The 15,817-nt window shown below is 40.6% G+C and carries 14 protein-coding genes; 5 read left to right on the top strand and 9 right to left on the bottom strand.

Annotation, left to right across the window (positions count from 1 at the left end; genetic code table 11):
* Positions 1–423 precede the first annotated feature (423 nt).
* Positions 424–2,865: a glycerol-3-phosphate 1-O-acyltransferase PlsB gene (gene plsB / locus MTN96_RS35205; RefSeq protein WP_248534608.1), complete on the top strand. Its 2,442-nt coding sequence runs from the start codon at positions 424–426 to the stop codon at positions 2,863–2,865.
* Positions 2,866–2,917: 52 nt separating this feature from the next.
* Here the strand turns inward: plsB and tesB are convergent, their stop codons facing one another.
* Positions 2,918–3,775, bottom strand: a complete 858-nt coding sequence (gene tesB / locus MTN96_RS35200; protein WP_248534605.1) for an acyl-CoA thioesterase II — start codon at positions 3,773–3,775, stop codon at positions 2,918–2,920.
* A gap of 83 nt (positions 3,776–3,858) precedes the next feature.
* On the opposite strand from tesB, the gene MTN96_RS35195 reads away from it, so the two are divergent.
* Together MTN96_RS35195 and MTN96_RS35190 are read left to right on the top strand one after the other, a co-directional pair.
* Positions 3,859–4,314, top strand: a complete 456-nt coding sequence (locus MTN96_RS35195; RefSeq protein ID WP_248534604.1) for an EVE domain-containing protein — start codon at positions 3,859–3,861, stop codon at positions 4,312–4,314.
* A 126-nt stretch (positions 4,315–4,440) separates the two neighbouring features.
* A complete protein-coding gene (locus MTN96_RS35190) occupies positions 4,441–5,472 on the top strand; it encodes a hypothetical protein (RefSeq protein WP_036980898.1) in 1,032 nt (343 codons plus the stop codon).
* A gap of 21 nt (positions 5,473–5,493) precedes the next feature.
* On the opposite strand, the gene MTN96_RS35185 is transcribed toward MTN96_RS35190, so the two are convergent.
* Positions 5,494–5,685: a hypothetical protein gene (locus tag MTN96_RS35185; protein WP_013463775.1), complete on the bottom strand. Its 192-nt coding sequence runs from the start codon at positions 5,683–5,685 to the stop codon at positions 5,494–5,496.
* Complete coding sequence (locus tag MTN96_RS35180) at positions 5,685–6,752, bottom strand: potassium channel family protein (protein ID WP_248534602.1); 1,068 nt, start codon at positions 6,750–6,752, stop codon at positions 5,685–5,687. Before MTN96_RS35180 ends, MTN96_RS35185 begins: the two co-directional genes overlap by 1 nt.
* Positions 6,753–6,918: 166 nt before the next feature.
* On the opposite strand from MTN96_RS35180, the gene MTN96_RS35175 reads away from it, so the two are divergent.
* Both MTN96_RS35175 and MTN96_RS35170 read left to right on the top strand, forming a co-directional pair.
* A complete protein-coding gene (locus tag MTN96_RS35175; protein ID WP_069440205.1) occupies positions 6,919–7,866 on the top strand; it encodes a chemotaxis protein CheV in 948 nt (315 codons plus the stop codon).
* 170 nt (positions 7,867–8,036) lie between these two features.
* Positions 8,037–9,350 (top strand): short-chain fatty acid transporter, encoded by a 1,314-nt coding sequence (locus MTN96_RS35170; protein ID WP_248534599.1) that lies wholly within the window; start codon positions 8,037–8,039, stop codon positions 9,348–9,350.
* Positions 9,351–9,816: 466 nt separating this feature from the next.
* Here MTN96_RS35170 and MTN96_RS35165 read toward each other — a convergent pair whose 3' ends face one another.
* From MTN96_RS35165 to MTN96_RS35140, 6 genes are all read right to left on the bottom strand, one after another.
* On the bottom strand, positions 9,817–10,002 hold the full coding sequence (locus tag MTN96_RS35165; protein WP_013463771.1) for a hypothetical protein: 186 nt from the start codon (positions 10,000–10,002) through the stop codon (positions 9,817–9,819).
* Positions 10,003–10,195: 193 nt separating this feature from the next.
* Complete coding sequence (locus tag MTN96_RS35160; RefSeq protein ID WP_282452156.1) at positions 10,196–12,328, bottom strand: peptidase domain-containing ABC transporter; 2,133 nt, start codon at positions 12,326–12,328, stop codon at positions 10,196–10,198.
* Positions 12,329–12,677: 349 nt separating this feature from the next.
* Positions 12,678–12,851: a class IIb bacteriocin, lactobin A/cerein 7B family gene (locus MTN96_RS35155; RefSeq protein ID WP_248534598.1), complete on the bottom strand. Its 174-nt coding sequence runs from the start codon at positions 12,849–12,851 to the stop codon at positions 12,678–12,680.
* A gap of 4 nt (positions 12,852–12,855) precedes the next feature.
* A complete protein-coding gene (locus MTN96_RS35150) occupies positions 12,856–13,035 on the bottom strand; it encodes a hypothetical protein (RefSeq protein ID WP_248534596.1) in 180 nt (59 codons plus the stop codon).
* A gap of 227 nt (positions 13,036–13,262) precedes the next feature.
* Positions 13,263–14,504: an HlyD family efflux transporter periplasmic adaptor subunit gene (locus tag MTN96_RS35145; RefSeq protein WP_248534594.1), complete on the bottom strand. Its 1,242-nt coding sequence runs from the start codon at positions 14,502–14,504 to the stop codon at positions 13,263–13,265.
* Between the two features lie 145 nt (positions 14,505–14,649).
* On the bottom strand, positions 14,650–15,666 hold the full coding sequence (locus MTN96_RS35140) for a metalloprotease (RefSeq protein ID WP_069440202.1): 1,017 nt from the start codon (positions 15,664–15,666) through the stop codon (positions 14,650–14,652).
* Between the last annotated feature and the right edge of the window lie 151 nt (positions 15,667–15,817).

Below are 15,817 nucleotides of genomic sequence, written 5' to 3'. Positions count from 1 at the left end.
AAACCTCAATATAAAGAGCATTTAAAGAGCATAAAAAAACGACCGAAACAATCTTAATAATTAAGATGCCGGTTGTTAGATTATATCTACGTTGAGTTCCAAATCGGAACTCCTGTTTATTAGCTTGAAATCCAAGCTTAATTTATTCTTTCTTGTTCCCGAGGGAATTTTGAAAGCCTGCGTATTATAATGATGCTGGTGATAAATGCAACAACTATTTAGACATAATTGCCTTGTAATTGTCGTTTAAATAACAGTCAAGTTTATCAATAGTGAACGTAATGGAAGTGATGATGTCACTATAATGTCATAGCTTGTCGATTAATCTGCAGAGGATTTTTTAGATAATATGTTATCCTATGCGCTAATTTTGCTGTTATATACCCATATTGATTTGGGTAACAACTCTCTTATGGTGAGTCAATGCGTATTTTAAATTATGGTTTAAATCTTATCTCTGGTGGTATTAGCCGCTTGTTTGTTAAAAGCAAAGTACTGCCGGAGAAGCCGTTAGAGCAATTTGAGTTAAACCCTACAAACCCGACCTTTTATATAGTGCGTTTAAATTCACGCTTTGATTTAGCGGCACTCGCACGCGTATGTAAACGAAATGGCTTGCCCGACCCTACCGAGCAGCAAGTGTTAGGTGACAAAGCGTTAGATCGTTTTATTGGCATTAAAAACCCACCACCGTTATTTGGTAATAAAGAAAAGCCTACTAACGCATTAGATCAGGGCAAGCAAATCATTGAACATTTATTATATAGTGGCCAAAAAAATGTGCAGGTTGTGCCTGTGACTATTTTATGGGGCAGAGCGCCGGGTAAAGAGAAGCCAGGACTGAGTACTTTACTTTCGCACTCACTTACACCCAGCTGGTTTAGAAAAATATTTGTTGTACTTTTTTCAGGTAGAGACAACTTTATTCGTTTTAGCCAACCACTCGATTTATCACTATTGGTGAACGAAAAAGCCGATGTAAATGAGCTTCCGCATAAACTACTTCGCGTAGCTAGAGTACACTTTAAGCGCCAGAAGCTGGCTGCCACAGGGCCTAAAATCCCATCTCGAGATCAATTATTTAGCTCACTACTGGCATCCCCAACGATAAAAAAAGCGATTCAAACTGAAGCGTCTGAAAAAAATATTAGCCAAGCCCAAGCGCGACAAAACGCATTAAAGCTTCTTGATGAAATTGCTGCTAATTACAGCGACGCCACCATTCGCGTTGCCGATCGCATATTAACCTGGCTTTGGAACAAGCTGTATAATGGGATTGATATAAAGTACACCGAGCAAATCCATGACCTAACCAACAAAGGCCATGAAATAATCTACATGCCGTGTCATCGTAGTCATATGGATTACTTGCTACTGACCTACTCTATTTACCATCAAGGGCTTGTTCCACCGCATATTGCAGCGGGTATTAACTTAAACTTTTTCCCAGCCGGTGGCATATTCCGCCGCAGTGGCGCGTTTTTTATTCGCCGCTCGTTTGCTGGTAACAAACTTTACTCAGCGGTATTTAAAGAATACTTAAGCCAGTTATTTATCAAAGGTTACTCGGTAAAGTTTTATACCGAGGGTGGGCGCAGCAGAACGGGACGTTTACTACCCCCTAAAACCGGCATGCTCGCAATGACAATGCAAGCCATGTTGCGCGGTATAGACAGACCGATATCTATTGTGCCGGTATATATTGGTTACGAGCACGTCATGGAAATCAATACCTATTTAAAAGAGCTGGCTGGGAACGATAAAAAAGGCGAGTCGATATTAGGTATTTTTAAAGCAATTAAAAATTTAAAAAACTATGGTCGTGGTTATTTAAACTTTGGCGACCCTATTTCTATCAATCAGTATTTAAATGATAACCAGCCTGACTGGCGTGAATCAATTCATGCAACCGATGTGCAAAAACCACAATGGTTAGGGCCGCAGGTGGCTAACCTTGCTGATCAGGTTATGGTTAAAATTAACAATGCCGCCGCACTTAACTCTGTTAACCTACTGGCGATGATACTGCTGGTAAACGATAAGCAGGCATTGAGTAAGCCAAAGCTGTTAGCTCAGCTTGAGTTTTACTTACGATTGCAACGTGAAGCAAGCTATAGCAGTAAAATAACCGCACCAGATGAAACACCAGAGCAGCTACTTGAACATGCCTTAAAACTTAACAAGTTTGACGTGATCAGTGATGAGTTTGGCGAAATAATTGCGATAAGCGATAAAGAAAAAACCTTATTCAACTATTACCGTAATAACATTTTGCATATTTTTGCGGTGCCTAGTTTAGTGGCGCTGCATTTATTTAAGCAACATCAAAGCACCGTAACTCAGTGCCATCAGCTGGTGAAATCTTTTTATCCATTGTTTGCTAAAGAGTGGTACTTGCAAGAGTTAGATGAGAGCTACGTTACTCGTATTTTAACTAACTTTAGTGATCAAGGCTTAATTGCGCTTGATGGTGATAACATTAAAGTGACTCAAAATAACGATAGCTTTGCCAAACTCGAAATGCTCGGTCGTGCATTGAGCTTTACTTTGCAACGTTATGCGATTGTGATTGGCTTTATTCAAACCAGCCAAGGGATTGAAAAAGCAGAGCTTGAACGTGAAAGCTATGTGCTGGCGCAGCGCTTGGGTACGTTACATGGCATTAAAACGCCAGAGTTTTTTGATAAAAAGGTACTCAGTAGCTTTATTTCAAACCTACGCGAACAAAAGCTGATTAGTGAATCAGACAGTGGCTTACTACAAGGCAGCCCAGCGTTGTGCGAGACTTACAAGCAACTACAAACGCTATTACCGGCACGTATTTGGCAGTCAATAACAGATATTGTGCACGCTCAATGCAAGTAAAATAAAACCATACCCACTATATTGAAGGTATTCAATATAGTGGGTATTAGGATTAGCGCTGGCGCATTACCCCTTCTTGAATAGTAGAGGCTACCAAGTTTCCTTGGCGGTCAAAAAACTGCCCACGTACCAGCCCTCTTCCTGAGCTCGCGCTTGGGCTATCAATAGTATATAAAATCCAATCATCCATTCTAAACGGACGATGAAACCACATAGCATGGTCAATCGTCGCCACTTGCATATTCGGCTGCATAAACGACACGCCATGTGGTTGTAATGCGGTTGGTAAAAATTCAAAGTCGGACGCATACGCTAATAAATAGTTATGAATACGTTGATCGTCAGGCATATCGCCATTGGCTTTAAACCAAATATGTTTTACTGGTTCAATGGCTTCTGGTTTAAAGGGGTTATGAAAATTCACTGGGCGCATTTCAATCGGCATTTCACGAATAAATTTATTACGGATAGCTTCTGGAATATGCTCTGCATTTTCTTGATAAAACTCTAATGAAGAACGTAACTCTTCAGGAGCTGGAACATCTGGCATGGTCGCTTGATGCGATAACCCTTGCTCTTCACCTTGAAACGACGCCGTCATGTAAAAAATTGGTTTACCGTACTGAATCGCACTGACACGTCGAGTGCTAAAACTTTTACCATCACGTATAGCTTCTACATCGTACACAATCGGTTTTGCAGCGTCGCCAGGGCGTAAAAAGTAAGAATGTAATGAGTGAACAATTCGCCCCGCTGGCAGTGTTTCTTTGGCTGCTGAAAGCGCTTGCCCCATAACTTGACCGCCAAACACCGCTCTAAAACCTAAGTCTTGGCTTTGTCCGCGGTATAAACCTTGTTCAATTTCTTCAAGTGATAACAACGACAATAAATCATCTAATACTTGGCTCATTATTTCTTCCTCAATCCCCTAATTTCTAAATGATACTATACAATACTGGAAAAATACCAACACACTGAGTGAGGAAAACTAATATGGCTTTTTGGCTGTTTAAAACCGAACCCGACGCCTTTTCAATTGATGACTTAAAACAAGCCTCAGAGCAAACCACGTTATGGGAAGGCGTGCGAAACTACCAAGCGCGTAACTTTATTCGTGATGATGTACAAAAGGGCGATTTGGTGATGATTTATCATTCTAGCTGTAAACAGGTTGGTGTTGCGGGAATAGGAATTGTCACTAAAGCCGCTTACCCTGATCCGACTCAGTTTGATTTAAGTAGCGATTATTATGATGCCAAAGCTACCGTTGAGACCCCCCGTTGGTTTGTGGTGGAAGTAACCTACCATTCTCATCTCAGTAGCATAGTGAGCTTGCAAGCAATTAAGGCAAATGAGTCAGTGACAGACATTGCTCTTAAAAAAGGGGGGCGTTTATCGGTCATGCCAGTGACCGAAAATGACTGGAATGAAATTTTGAACATGGCTTAGTAGTCGCAAAGGTAACATACATTTTACCATTAAAAAGGCACTCCACCAGCGCAGCATAGCTTGGCTCAATTTCTCTTATGCCCTCAGATTTGCTATGATCTGCAGCTTGTGCGCACTGGAGGAAAAATGAAATTACTATACTGGTTAGATGAATGGTTAACTCTCAGCGATAATGAGAAGCAAGCAAAACTACCTACCTCTAGTGGGGATTTACTCGGTGATGTGTATGTAAAATATCACTTTGTTGATCTCAACAAACCCCTGCTTTTTACTTTTTCACCTGCCGGTACTGATGTACAAGAGCGTGATTTGAACGAAGACTTTGCACCTTGGGGCTATCATTTAGCACAAAAGCAAAACGTTAATATTATTGCGTTTCAGCATTTGGGTAAAAGTAATTGGTTTCGTAACCGCAATTTAATCTTTTTTATTGAGCAACTATCAACCCTACTCTCTCCTTTTGAAACCAAGCTAGGTTATGGACTTAGTCGTGGCGGCTTTGCTGTGGGTGCATTTGCTAAATTACTCAAACTCGACAAAGTGCTGCTTTTCCATCCTGTTAGCACTAAAAACAAACTTATCGCCCCTTGGGATGACCGCTCAAGTACCGACATTGCCCAGCAATATGACTGGCAAGGTGACTACCATGATTTAGATTTAGGGGATGCAGAGGGCTACATTATTTACGACCCAACCAACCGCATTGACCGCCAACATGCTAAACGCTATAAGCAGCTCACTCACTTACGCGTGTTTGGGATGGGGCACGGCACCCATACCACCTATTTAAATAAGTTTGGGTTTTATAAACAAGTGGCTGTTGATTTTATTGCTAATCAACAAATCGACATTGCACAATTTAGGCTACAAACAAAAACACTGCGTTTAAAAGAGGATTATTATAAAAAACTTAATAAAGCCAATGCTAATTCGCCGCATCGTCAAGCGTTATTAAGTACCGCTCACACTATTTTAATCGACGAAAAAGCAGCGCACGTGCAAGAGCACCAAGAAAAAATTGATATTCAACCTTTAATAGACGTAGCCATTAAGCATCAAGATGAAAATCCAAATGATGCCATTAAACTATTAGAAGTGGCTCAACAGCTAGCGCCAGACGACCCGCTGGTTGAGCATAAACTGAGACAATTAGAATAAGTAACAAAAGGTACTCATTCTTTACTTTTTCTTGGCGTGCCCTTGCTTGGGCACAATCGAAAAGTAAAGAATCAGCGCTATCCACGAAAAGAAGATAGCGCCTACTAGCCAGCCATTTTTTTCATGGCCTTGGCTACGCTTACTGTTAAGAATTATCATAATAGGGAAAATGTAAGCACATAAAACAATAATTAAAAAAGCAATTTCAGTCATTATTTTTCCAAGCTAGGCCAGTCAACTTCACCACTCAACACTCGCTCTTGCGCGATATAATGCAGTATATCACCCGCATTCACTGCGTAATCTAAAGGTGGATTTAAATCCATATTTTTTGCACTTAAATTATGAGCCACCCCTAATAGTATTGCATCATGATCGTACTTAAAATAATGAAATAATTTACCAAACTCCATGGTTTTTACATTACTAGGGATTTGTAAACTAAACTGCGTATCACCGTGCAAGGTTGATAATAGTTCCTCTTGTACACGACTTGAGCCTGGGTCTTGCATTGAGCGCACCAAAATCTCTGCCGATTTAGTACTGCTACACTCTACGTTGTGGCAATGCTCTAATAACATTTCCACTTTCGTTTCATCAAAAAAGTGTGCACTTATGTGACAATCTTCTTTAACTAAACGACTAATACGCAGTGCGGTGGTAAATGTTTGGTCGTCATCTTGGCCATCAATAATCACTTTATCGGCGTGGCGAATGGCAACGCGTTCTAATTCATCCAAATCGGTGAAACTGGTTAGGCGAGCAAAATCAACATTCTCATTACTTAAAAACGGATGCTCTATTTGTTCAGTAACCGCTAATAAAATACGGCGATCTGTCCGCTTAGTATCAGCCAAAATGTAGTCGATCATTTTTTTTGTTCGAGCATTATGCCAACCAAAAATAATAATGTGGTTGCTACTGTGAGCAAAGTTTTTATCACCAGTCATAGCGCGCCTAATTAAGTAAGTTACTGTTTGTCCTGTTTTACCCAACAAGACACCAAATAAAGCCAAACCAAAAGGTATTTGTATTAATGCGACAATCCATCGACCTAAGTCAGTTGATGGACTTAAATCCCCATACCCTACCGTTGAGGTGGTTACCGTGTAGTAGTAAAAAAAAGTACCCGGTGAAAGCAGTGCCTGCTCATTTGCCACTAACAATAAGCACCAAGTAAGCAGCATATGTAGGGATGTTGCTATTACAACAGACTGCCAACTTACCTGATCAATATGGCTGCGCAACAGCACAACAATACGTTTAAAAATATGATGCATAATTTTTTGTTAATCGATTGATTATTTAAATCATTTAGTAACACGATACTGTAAATGATAACACCTAAGCAACGTTTTACTGTAATCGAAATATTCAAGGTTCGTTATGAAGAAAAATAAGAGTAAACTATAGTTATAAAGTTATGAGGAAAAACATGGGTCTATTATGTCAGGTGTTTTAGCGTCAGTTGATCAGCGTACTCAGCTTGTAGGCGAAAATCGCTTAGAGTTGCTACTTTTTTATTTGCATAGCCGCCATTTATTTGCACTCAATGTATTTAAAATAAAAGAAGTGGTAAAGCTTCCCCGTTTAAGCAAAATACCGCACTCTCACCCTAAGGTAACCGGTGTTGCCAATATACGCGGTGAATCTATCCCAGTGATTGACCTTCGCCAAGCCATTTCTATGGCTAAAAAAGAATATGGTGAAGATTGTAACCTGGTCATAACTGAATATAACCGTACCACTCAAGGTTTTTTAATTGGCAAGGTTGATCAAATCATGAACATGACCTGGTCTGACATTATGCCACCACCCAGCTCTGTGGGTAAAAATCATTATATTACGGCACTAACTAAAGTACAGCGTGACGGTATAGAGCACTTAGTAGAAATTATTGATGTTGAAAAAGTACTGGCCGAAATAGTTGAGTACGAGGTTAATATTTCTGAAGGGGTGTTGGATCAAACCATAGTCAATGAATTCTCTGGGCGAAAAATACTACACGCTGATGATTCGCCAACAGCCCGCAAGCAAGTTAGCGATACATTATCGCAGCTTGGTATCGAAATAATTCCTGCCAGTAATGGCCTAGAAGCCCTACAAATGCTCAAAGGCTGGGCCGATGAAGGCCGCGATGTTGAAAAAGAATTACTTATGGTGATTACTGATGCCGAAATGCCTTCGATGGATGGCTATCGCTTAACCTATGAAATACGTAACGACAACCGCTTAAAAAACTTACATGTGGTGCTTAACACGTCCCTGAGTGGTAGCTTTAACCAAGCCATGGTGGAAAAAGTAGGCTGTAATGCATTTTTATCAAAATTTCAGCCCGACTTACTCGTTCAAGAAGTACAAAATCGCTTAAAGCAAGTGCTTGGTGATTCTTAATTGAGCATAACTAGCAAATACCGACCAAGGTAAGTATTTGCTAGCGACATTCCCTCATCAACAACCTTTAAAAAGTCAGCTTTACTGAGCGTTTATTAAAAGCGGTGTTTGCTAATCCTAAGATTTCATGATTAATTAACAAATAAGTTTTCACTAACTCGTTATTAATTATGCTTAATAAAGTTGCCAGCCCGTTTACTAAGCTCGTCGAGCGCTACTTACCCGACCCATTTATATTTGTCATTATGCTCACTATTATTACCTTGAGCATTGCGAATTTAGCGACCCCAGCAACCACACTTGAGGTAATAACATCATGGGGTAGCGGGTTTTGGAACTTACTAAGCTTTGCCATGCAAATGCTGTTGGTGCTAGTAACAGGCTATATGCTTGCCAGTACCTCGTTAATAAGTATGTTACTAACAAAATTAGCAACGTTTGCTAATACGGCCCCAAAAGCCATTATTTTAGTGACTTTTATTTCGCTTTTAGCAAGCTGGCTTAATTGGGGGTTTGGCTTAGTGATTGGGGCTTTATTTGCTCAAGCGATTGCTAAACAGACTCGAGTGGATTATCGGCTATTGGTAGCAAGTGCTTACTCAGGTTTTGTAGTATGGCACGGCGGATTGGCAGGCTCCGTACCACTCACCATTGCCAGCGACGGGCATTTTTCACAGGCGACTATGGGTATTATTGGCACACAGCAAACCTTATTCGCAGGCTTTAACATTGCGATTCTGATTGGCTTATTTATCATTATGCCACTGGTTAACCGCTACATGCTACCGAATGAAAAAGACAGTGTTTATATTGATCCTTCACTGCTTGAAAACACACCACCTGATAAAGTAACAATAACACGCCCTGCGCAACATTTAGAACAAAGCAAACTGCTAGGCATGGGCATTGGATTACTCGGACTTGCCTACTTAGGTTATTACTTTTTTATCGCAGGTGGCGGCTTAAACCTCAATAGCGTAATTGCCCTGTTTTTGTTTATGGCAATCACTCTGCATCAAACACCCCATAATGTACTTAATAGCTTGCAACAAGCGATTCCGAGTGGCGCAGGAATTGTAATTCAGTTCCCTTTTTATGCCGGTATTATGGCGGTAATGGTCGATACAGGGCTAGCACAACAAATATCACAGGGCTTTATTGCCATAGCAGATGCCGATAGCTTGCCATTTTACAGTTTTATAAGTGCAGGACTCGTTAATATATTTGTGCCATCAGGCGGCGGCCAATGGGCGGTACAAGCCCCCATTGTAATACCCGCCGCACAGGCTTTAGGGGCCGATATGCCTAGGGTTGCTATGGCGGTAGCATGGGGAGATGCCTGGACTAATCTGATTCAGCCATTCTGGGCTTTACCGGTACTGGCCATTGCCGGCCTAAAAGCCAAAGACATCATGGGCTTTTGCGTGGTACAGCTGATTATTACTGGGGTGTTTATTTCCTTGGTATTGAGCTTTTATCCGTAGAGAAAAAAACTTATTAGTAAGCAAAAAAATAAAAAAAGTGATAATACAATGAAAAACTTACCCATATTATGAACTTTCTTTTGATTCTTAAGCTTATAATCTAAAAGCTGATCACCCATCAAGGAAGAGCAGTGAGGACATGTACACAATGAATTATCATGTAATAAACAGCAACGTTCGCAGCGGCTCTGCTTCCTCTTTCTTAACATTATTGCTAAATTAAACCCAATAGTCATATTAAACCTAAATAGTAAAACTCAATCATATTAAAGCTACTACTTTTTATCTTTCAAAAGATATGCTCGCAACTTTCTATTGAAGTAAATAACAACTAAGACTATGAGCATATAATAAGAAAATTTATATACTTCATCTGTAAAGTGAATATAATTTTCATATAATAAGTTAAGAGAAGACCATATAAAAAAAGTTGCAATTATCTGAATTAAAAGTACTTTATATCTCACTACTTCAAATCAAACCAAGCTACTGCAGCTATATATACAGCACCAGCAACAAGTGCCCCTTTAACGCCCAACATACCACCAGCAGACATTGCCGAAGATAAATCTTTTGAAGAAAAATCTCCCCAACAATGTTCTGCACATCCACCATTCACTTCTTGAAATTCATTCACGCTTAATTCACGCATTTTGTTATACTCCATATATCCGATGCTTTTAGTTAAGTCATCGGGTTGTTAATATGCTCAACCTTACAATTGGGTGAGCGGTTAAGAGGCTGGCTTTAGCTGCTCGCTAAAGTTAACTAAAGCTGGCCGTCTTTTCGGTTGTTTGCATTTAGCAAACCACCAAAACTTTTAAATTATTTTTTACTACCCAACATTACGCACTTTCCGTTTGCTGTTGTATATTCACCAGCTCTCCATCTTTAAGTTCAAATACTTTATCTGCCATATTAATGGTTTCTTGGCGATGAGCAATCATAATCCGTGTGATGGGTAAGTGCTGTATTTGCTCACTTATTTTAGCCTCGTTATCTTTATCTAAATGACTGGTTGCTTCGTCCATAAATAACACACACGGCGATTGATAAAGCGCCCGCGCAAGGAGCAAACGCTGTACTTGCCCACCGGATAAATTTGAGCCCATATCACCCACTAATGAGTTATAACCCGTCGTCATTTGAGTAGTATCATCATGAATAGCGGCATGATGGGCACATTGCTCTATTTTTAAGTAATTGGGTTGTGGGTCAAAAAAACTGATGTTATCGGCGATTGAGCCTGCTAATAGCGTTTCATCTTGCATCACGGCAGCTATTTGTTTGCGGTAATTTTTAAGGCCAAGCTGGGTAATGTCTTTACCATCAAGCAGCACTTTACCTGAGGTAGGTTGTAATAACCCGAGCATAATTTTCATCAAGGTAGTTTTACCTGCACCTGAAGGCCCGGTAATCGCAATCGAGTCGCCCGCATTCAAGATTAAGTTAACGTTATTTAGAATAGGCGCTTGCTCTTCACTATAACTAAAGCAAATATTCTCAAGGGTAAGCTGACCTTTAACATTACCCTCGTCATCACCGGTATAGGCCATTTCACCGTCACGATTAGCTTCTTGTTTAGTCAGTGCTATATCAGCGATACGGTCTAAGTGTAAGCGCATCATTTTAAATTGGATTATTTGTTCTATTAAATTAGCAAAGCGACTAGTCAGCTGGTTTTTATAGGCAATAAACGCCAGTACCATACCTACCGACAGGCTATTGCTCATTACCAATGACGCTGCAAAGTAAATTACTAATACATTTTCAAGGCCAAATAACAGTTTATTAAATGAATCAAAACTTATGTTTAATCGTCCTAAACGGATTTCACTATTTATTACCTCGGCATAGCGGTTTTGCCAAATGCCTTGGCGCTGCGATTCATTACCAAACAGTTTGATGGTTTGCATACCGCGAATGTTTTCTAAAAAGTTTGATTGCTCTTTGGCAGAGTTTTGGATCATTTCTTCAGTGGCTTGATGCAGTGGCCTGTAAAGCGCCAAACGCACTAAGGTATACAGTACAATTGCGCCGACAACTACCGCAGTGAGTTTCAGCGAATAAATAAGCATCATAATGAGTACGGTAATGGCCATCACACCATCGACCAGAGTCTCTACAAACCCTGTAGTTATGCGCTCTCGTATTTGTGCCAAGGAGCCAAAGCGCGACACTATATCGCCGACATGACGGGACTCAAAATAATTCATCGGTAGGCGTAATAAGTGCCTGAGCAAGTTCACGCCCATTTGCATATTGAGCAAACTTGAAAGCCGTAAAATCAACCAGCTCCGCACCGCATTAGTCACCACCGAAATAATCGCAATAAGAGCAAACCCCATAGCCAGTACCGTTAATAACGACTCATCAAAACTGATTAAGACTTCATCCACCACCCACTGCATATAATAAGGAGTCATTAAAGCAAATAATTGCAATACGAGTGATAACGCAATCAGTTTTAGTAACCCTGCTTTTAAGCCCTTCATGGTGCTCCAAAGCTGGGTAAACTGCATTCTTGCTTGTTCTTGTTTAGCCTCAAACTTACTAGTTGGCGTGAGCTCTAAACAAATACCGGTAAAGTGCTTACTGAACTCTTCGGCATTTAAACTGCGTTTACCTACAGCAGGGTCATTAATAGCAAACTTAGCTGTTGTGCCTTTGCCAGAAACTCTGGTTAATACCACAAAGTGATTCATATCCCAGTGTAAAATACAGGGCGTGTGCAGTTTATGTACTTCATCAAGCGGGCATTGCAGCGCACGACTGGCGAGCCCCAAGTTATCGCCCAGCTCAATCAACTGCTGTAAGTTCATACCTTTTAGATTAGCCGAAAAACGCTTACGCATCGCAGGCATATCCAGCTTATGGCCGTGATAACACGCCACCATCGCCATAGAAGCTAGACCGCATTCAGCTATTTCGGATTGAAGGATTAAGGGGGCTGTTTTAGCTTCAGAAAAATTCAACATAGTGAAACTTAATCATCTAAGCGATCAAGACTATAAAATAGATTAAAAGGCAGCTGTATAATAAAGACAGCGACAACAGTTAATATAACCAAACTTACAGTATCCATCTCGTAATATGTTTTACAAAGTAGACTTATAAATATAGCAAGAACTGCAGAGCTAACTAACATTGACTTCCGTTTAGGTAGGTAATCTCGGCCACAGAACCTACATGTACCATGAAACTTATAAACCAAAGCCAACCTGTATCTAATAGATAAACCTTTAGTGCAGTGAGGGCATTTTACTTCAAACATATAATAAACTCTCTTTAAAAATGGCGCACAAGGTGTGCGCCTGTAAAAACAAGTTAACAAGTTGGCTCACAGCCCCCTTTCGGAGCTTGAGTTTCACTTTTAGACTTTTGATACGATCCCCATGCATAACCTCCTGCATATGCACTAGCAGCTGTAACAATTAGAATAGGTATAAAGGCTAAGCCACCGTTAACCTCCTTTAACTCTATGCAATTCAGTTCTTTCATAATATTACTCCTGCGCATTATCATAACCAGCTGCCGCTGCAGCAGCCCCAACCGCTGCCGTTACTCCAGCTTGTATGTAAGGCGTAGCTATTTGCACCACTCGAACGGCAACCCAAGCAGTCACGGGGTTGATGATCAGCCCACCATTCACTTCTTGAATTTCTTTTACGTTTAATTCACGCATAATGTTACACTCCTTAAATCCGATGATTTTTAGTTAAGTCATCGGGTTGTTAATGTGTTAGCTCAACTGTTTGAGCTAACGGTTAATAGGCTGGCTTTAGCTACTCGCTAAAGTTTGACTAAAGTCAGCCGCTCTATTCTCTGGTTAATATTGCTTATTACCGCATATTAAACAGATGATTTTTTTGTTATCGGAATAAATTCTGACCTAGTTCCCACTCCTCGCGATTAGCTCACACGCCCTTTTAGGCTGTACAGCGGCTCAAGGAGCCACTCAATCAATGTGCGTTGCTCGAGCATAATATCTGCCTCAAATAACATACCGCTTTTTAAATCAAACGCTTTACCATAAGCCTGCATTTGTTGTTGGTTGAGTGTTGCTCGCAAGCGGTATACTGGCTCTTGCAATGCGATAGGCAAACGTATTTCGTTTGGGGTAATGAGTGCTTTGTCAATCCGGCTAATTTTACTGTTAATAAAACCAAAGCGTTGATAAGGGAAAGCATCAAAGCGCAAGCGCGTATCGTTACCAAGCGCAATAAAACCTGCTGAGCGAGTAGGTAATAGTAATTCAGCCACTAATTCTGAACCTTCGGGAATAATATGCAGTAGTGGTTTGGCTTGAGTGAGTGTTTCACCTTCTACTACTTGAATCCCCGTCACCACACCGCTGTTACTGGCGGTGATTGTATATTGGTAGTTACTTTTAATTTGTGTGAGCTGGTTTTGAATATCCGCTTGCTGGCGTTTAAGGCTATTTATACGCAGCGTATATTGCTGTGGTACGTTGGCAATACTAAAGTTAAGTTGGCTTAACTGGTTTTCTTGCTGCATCAGCAAACGTGCTAGGTTTTGTTTTTCTTGCTTAGCATCTAACAGGGCTTGCTGTTGTTGCTCGCGCTCAATGTTTGATAAAAAGCCATTTTTATTAAGTTGATTAAGGTTACTCTGCTGGCGGTTAAGTAGTGCGAGTTTTTCATCGGTCAGTTTAAGCTGGCTTTGTAATGCAGCTTGCTCATTAGTCAGTGCACGTTTTTGCGCTTGCAAGTTTAGTGACTCTTGCTTTTGTAAGGTATGATTTTGTGTGATTTCGTCATTAAGCAGCTGTATTTGCATACTTAACTGCTCAACAAGCTGGGTGCTTAATGCAACACCTTGGCTATTATTTTGCTGCACAATAATAGTCGCTAGTGGCTGACCTTTTACAACAGCATCGCCCTCTTGTACAAATAACTGCTCAATCATGCCGCCTTGATTAGCAAAGCTCTGGATCACCCCTTTGTTGGGCATTAAAAACCCGCGCACGGTTTCTTTGCGTGAGTATTCTGCGGTGAATAAAAAGGTAATAACTGCGATAGCCACACAAGCCAGAATAAACACAGTTAATTTTATTGATAAAGGTTGTGCGAGGGTAATAGCCCCCGTTAAACGCTCACTTTGCTGAGCGACAGCTTCCTTTCTAAACAACATCCCTGAACAACCCTAGTGTCGGCACACTACATCTTCAATTACAAAAAAACAACAATAAATACATAAAAACCTTAAAAAAACAACAACCGCAGCACAAAAAAACAGCACAATGAACAAACTTTAAGCCATCATGCTGTTATTATTGCTAACTCGATAGAATCTTCATCGGCAGGCTTAAAATTGCATTTTCAGAGTCAGCAAAGTGCATCATCACCGCGACGTGTCCTGCAACGACGAGTGCATACATAACCGCTGAAAAACCTTGTCCGTATTTATCTAGTGGTATTAAATGGGAGTAATGTCGACCGCGCCATTCAAATACAATTTCCAGTGCGCCCACAAACAAAAAGAACACCAGTAACATCAAGCCAAACGTATAGCTAAGCCATAAACCAAAAAACACACCCAGCAAGCATACACTTAGGCCAATCCACGAACGCATAGAAAAGCTGATACTCTTTAATACATGCCCACCATCTAGCGGTAAAATAGGCAGTAAGTTAAATAAGTTAAGCAGTGCACTAAGCACTGCAACACCGGCAAATATTTCCATTTCTGTAGCGTAATAAAGCACCACACCTAGCACTGAGGTAAACAAGCCAAAGGCAGGCCCCATAAGTGATATAACCACATCTTGCCAGCGCGTAGTTATTTTATCGTCGCTCACAGCAAGACCACCAACAAAGGGAATTAAATAAATACCTTTGGTTTTAATGCCAAAATACTTCATTGCACGTACATGGCCATACTCGTGTACCACCAAGCAAGCAATCAGCATTAACGCAAACTCAATGGTAAACAGCCATGCATAACCCGCTACCGATGCACTGGCAAGCGCCACCTTAACAACCTTAGCGCTTTTAAATAATTTAAAGCCAAGCGCCGCGAGCCCTAAAAACCCTTTTTTAGGTTCGCCTTGTGCTGCTGCAGGTAAAGCTAACTGAGTTGCAAACTGATTATTTACATATAGCACCAAGCTTTGCTGGCTTACTTCGCTGCTATCAATACCAATTAACTGCTCATCAAGCATAAACTCGACATAATTTTCACGTGGGTTTTCAAATGCTATCGCTTGCTGATCATGAAATATTTTTACAACTTGCTGATCGGCTATCATCAGCGTAAACGGTTGCTCTGCCAGAGAAAGATCGACTTTTATCATTGTTATACCCATTATAAATTATGGCGCTAGTATACCTTTCCACCAAAAAAACACGAGTGAGCTAGCATCATTTTATTAGCGATAATTTAAGGTAAAAATGCCTGAAATACTGACAAAAACTATTCAAGCGACTCTTTTTAGTATTACAGGA

Source organism: Pseudoalteromonas sp. 2CM28B (genome assembly GCF_023161935.1).
The sequence above is the reverse complement of the archived record's forward strand: the minus strand, read 5'-3'. Positions and strand labels throughout refer to the sequence as shown.

Coding starts and splice junctions, on each gene's coding strand:
- plsB (WP_248534608.1), top strand. CDS start 424: ATGCGTATTTTAAATTATGGTTTAAATCTTATCTCTGGTGGTATTAGC.
- tesB (WP_248534605.1), bottom strand. CDS start 3,775: ATGAGCCAAGTATTAGATGATTTATTGTCGTTGTTATCACTTGAAGAA.
- MTN96_RS35195 (WP_248534604.1), top strand. CDS start 3,859: ATGGCTTTTTGGCTGTTTAAAACCGAACCCGACGCCTTTTCAATTGAT.
- MTN96_RS35190 (WP_036980898.1), top strand. CDS start 4,441: ATGAAATTACTATACTGGTTAGATGAATGGTTAACTCTCAGCGATAAT.
- MTN96_RS35185 (WP_013463775.1), bottom strand. CDS start 5,685: ATGACTGAAATTGCTTTTTTAATTATTGTTTTATGTGCTTACATTTTC.
- MTN96_RS35180 (WP_248534602.1), bottom strand. CDS start 6,752: ATGCATCATATTTTTAAACGTATTGTTGTGCTGTTGCGCAGCCATATT.
- MTN96_RS35175 (WP_069440205.1), top strand. CDS start 6,919: ATGTCAGGTGTTTTAGCGTCAGTTGATCAGCGTACTCAGCTTGTAGGC.
- MTN96_RS35170 (WP_248534599.1), top strand. CDS start 8,037: ATGCTTAATAAAGTTGCCAGCCCGTTTACTAAGCTCGTCGAGCGCTAC.
- MTN96_RS35165 (WP_013463771.1), bottom strand. CDS start 10,002: ATGCGTGAATTAAGCGTGAATGAATTTCAAGAAGTGAATGGTGGATGT.
- MTN96_RS35160 (WP_282452156.1), bottom strand. CDS start 12,328: ATGTTGAATTTTTCTGAAGCTAAAACAGCCCCCTTAATCCTTCAATCC.
- MTN96_RS35155 (WP_248534598.1), bottom strand. CDS start 12,851: ATGAAAGAACTGAATTGCATAGAGTTAAAGGAGGTTAACGGTGGCTTA.
- MTN96_RS35150 (WP_248534596.1), bottom strand. CDS start 13,035: ATGCGTGAATTAAACGTAAAAGAAATTCAAGAAGTGAATGGTGGGCTG.
- MTN96_RS35145 (WP_248534594.1), bottom strand. CDS start 14,504: ATGTTGTTTAGAAAGGAAGCTGTCGCTCAGCAAAGTGAGCGTTTAACG.
- MTN96_RS35140 (WP_069440202.1), bottom strand. CDS start 15,666: ATGATAAAAGTCGATCTTTCTCTGGCAGAGCAACCGTTTACGCTGATG.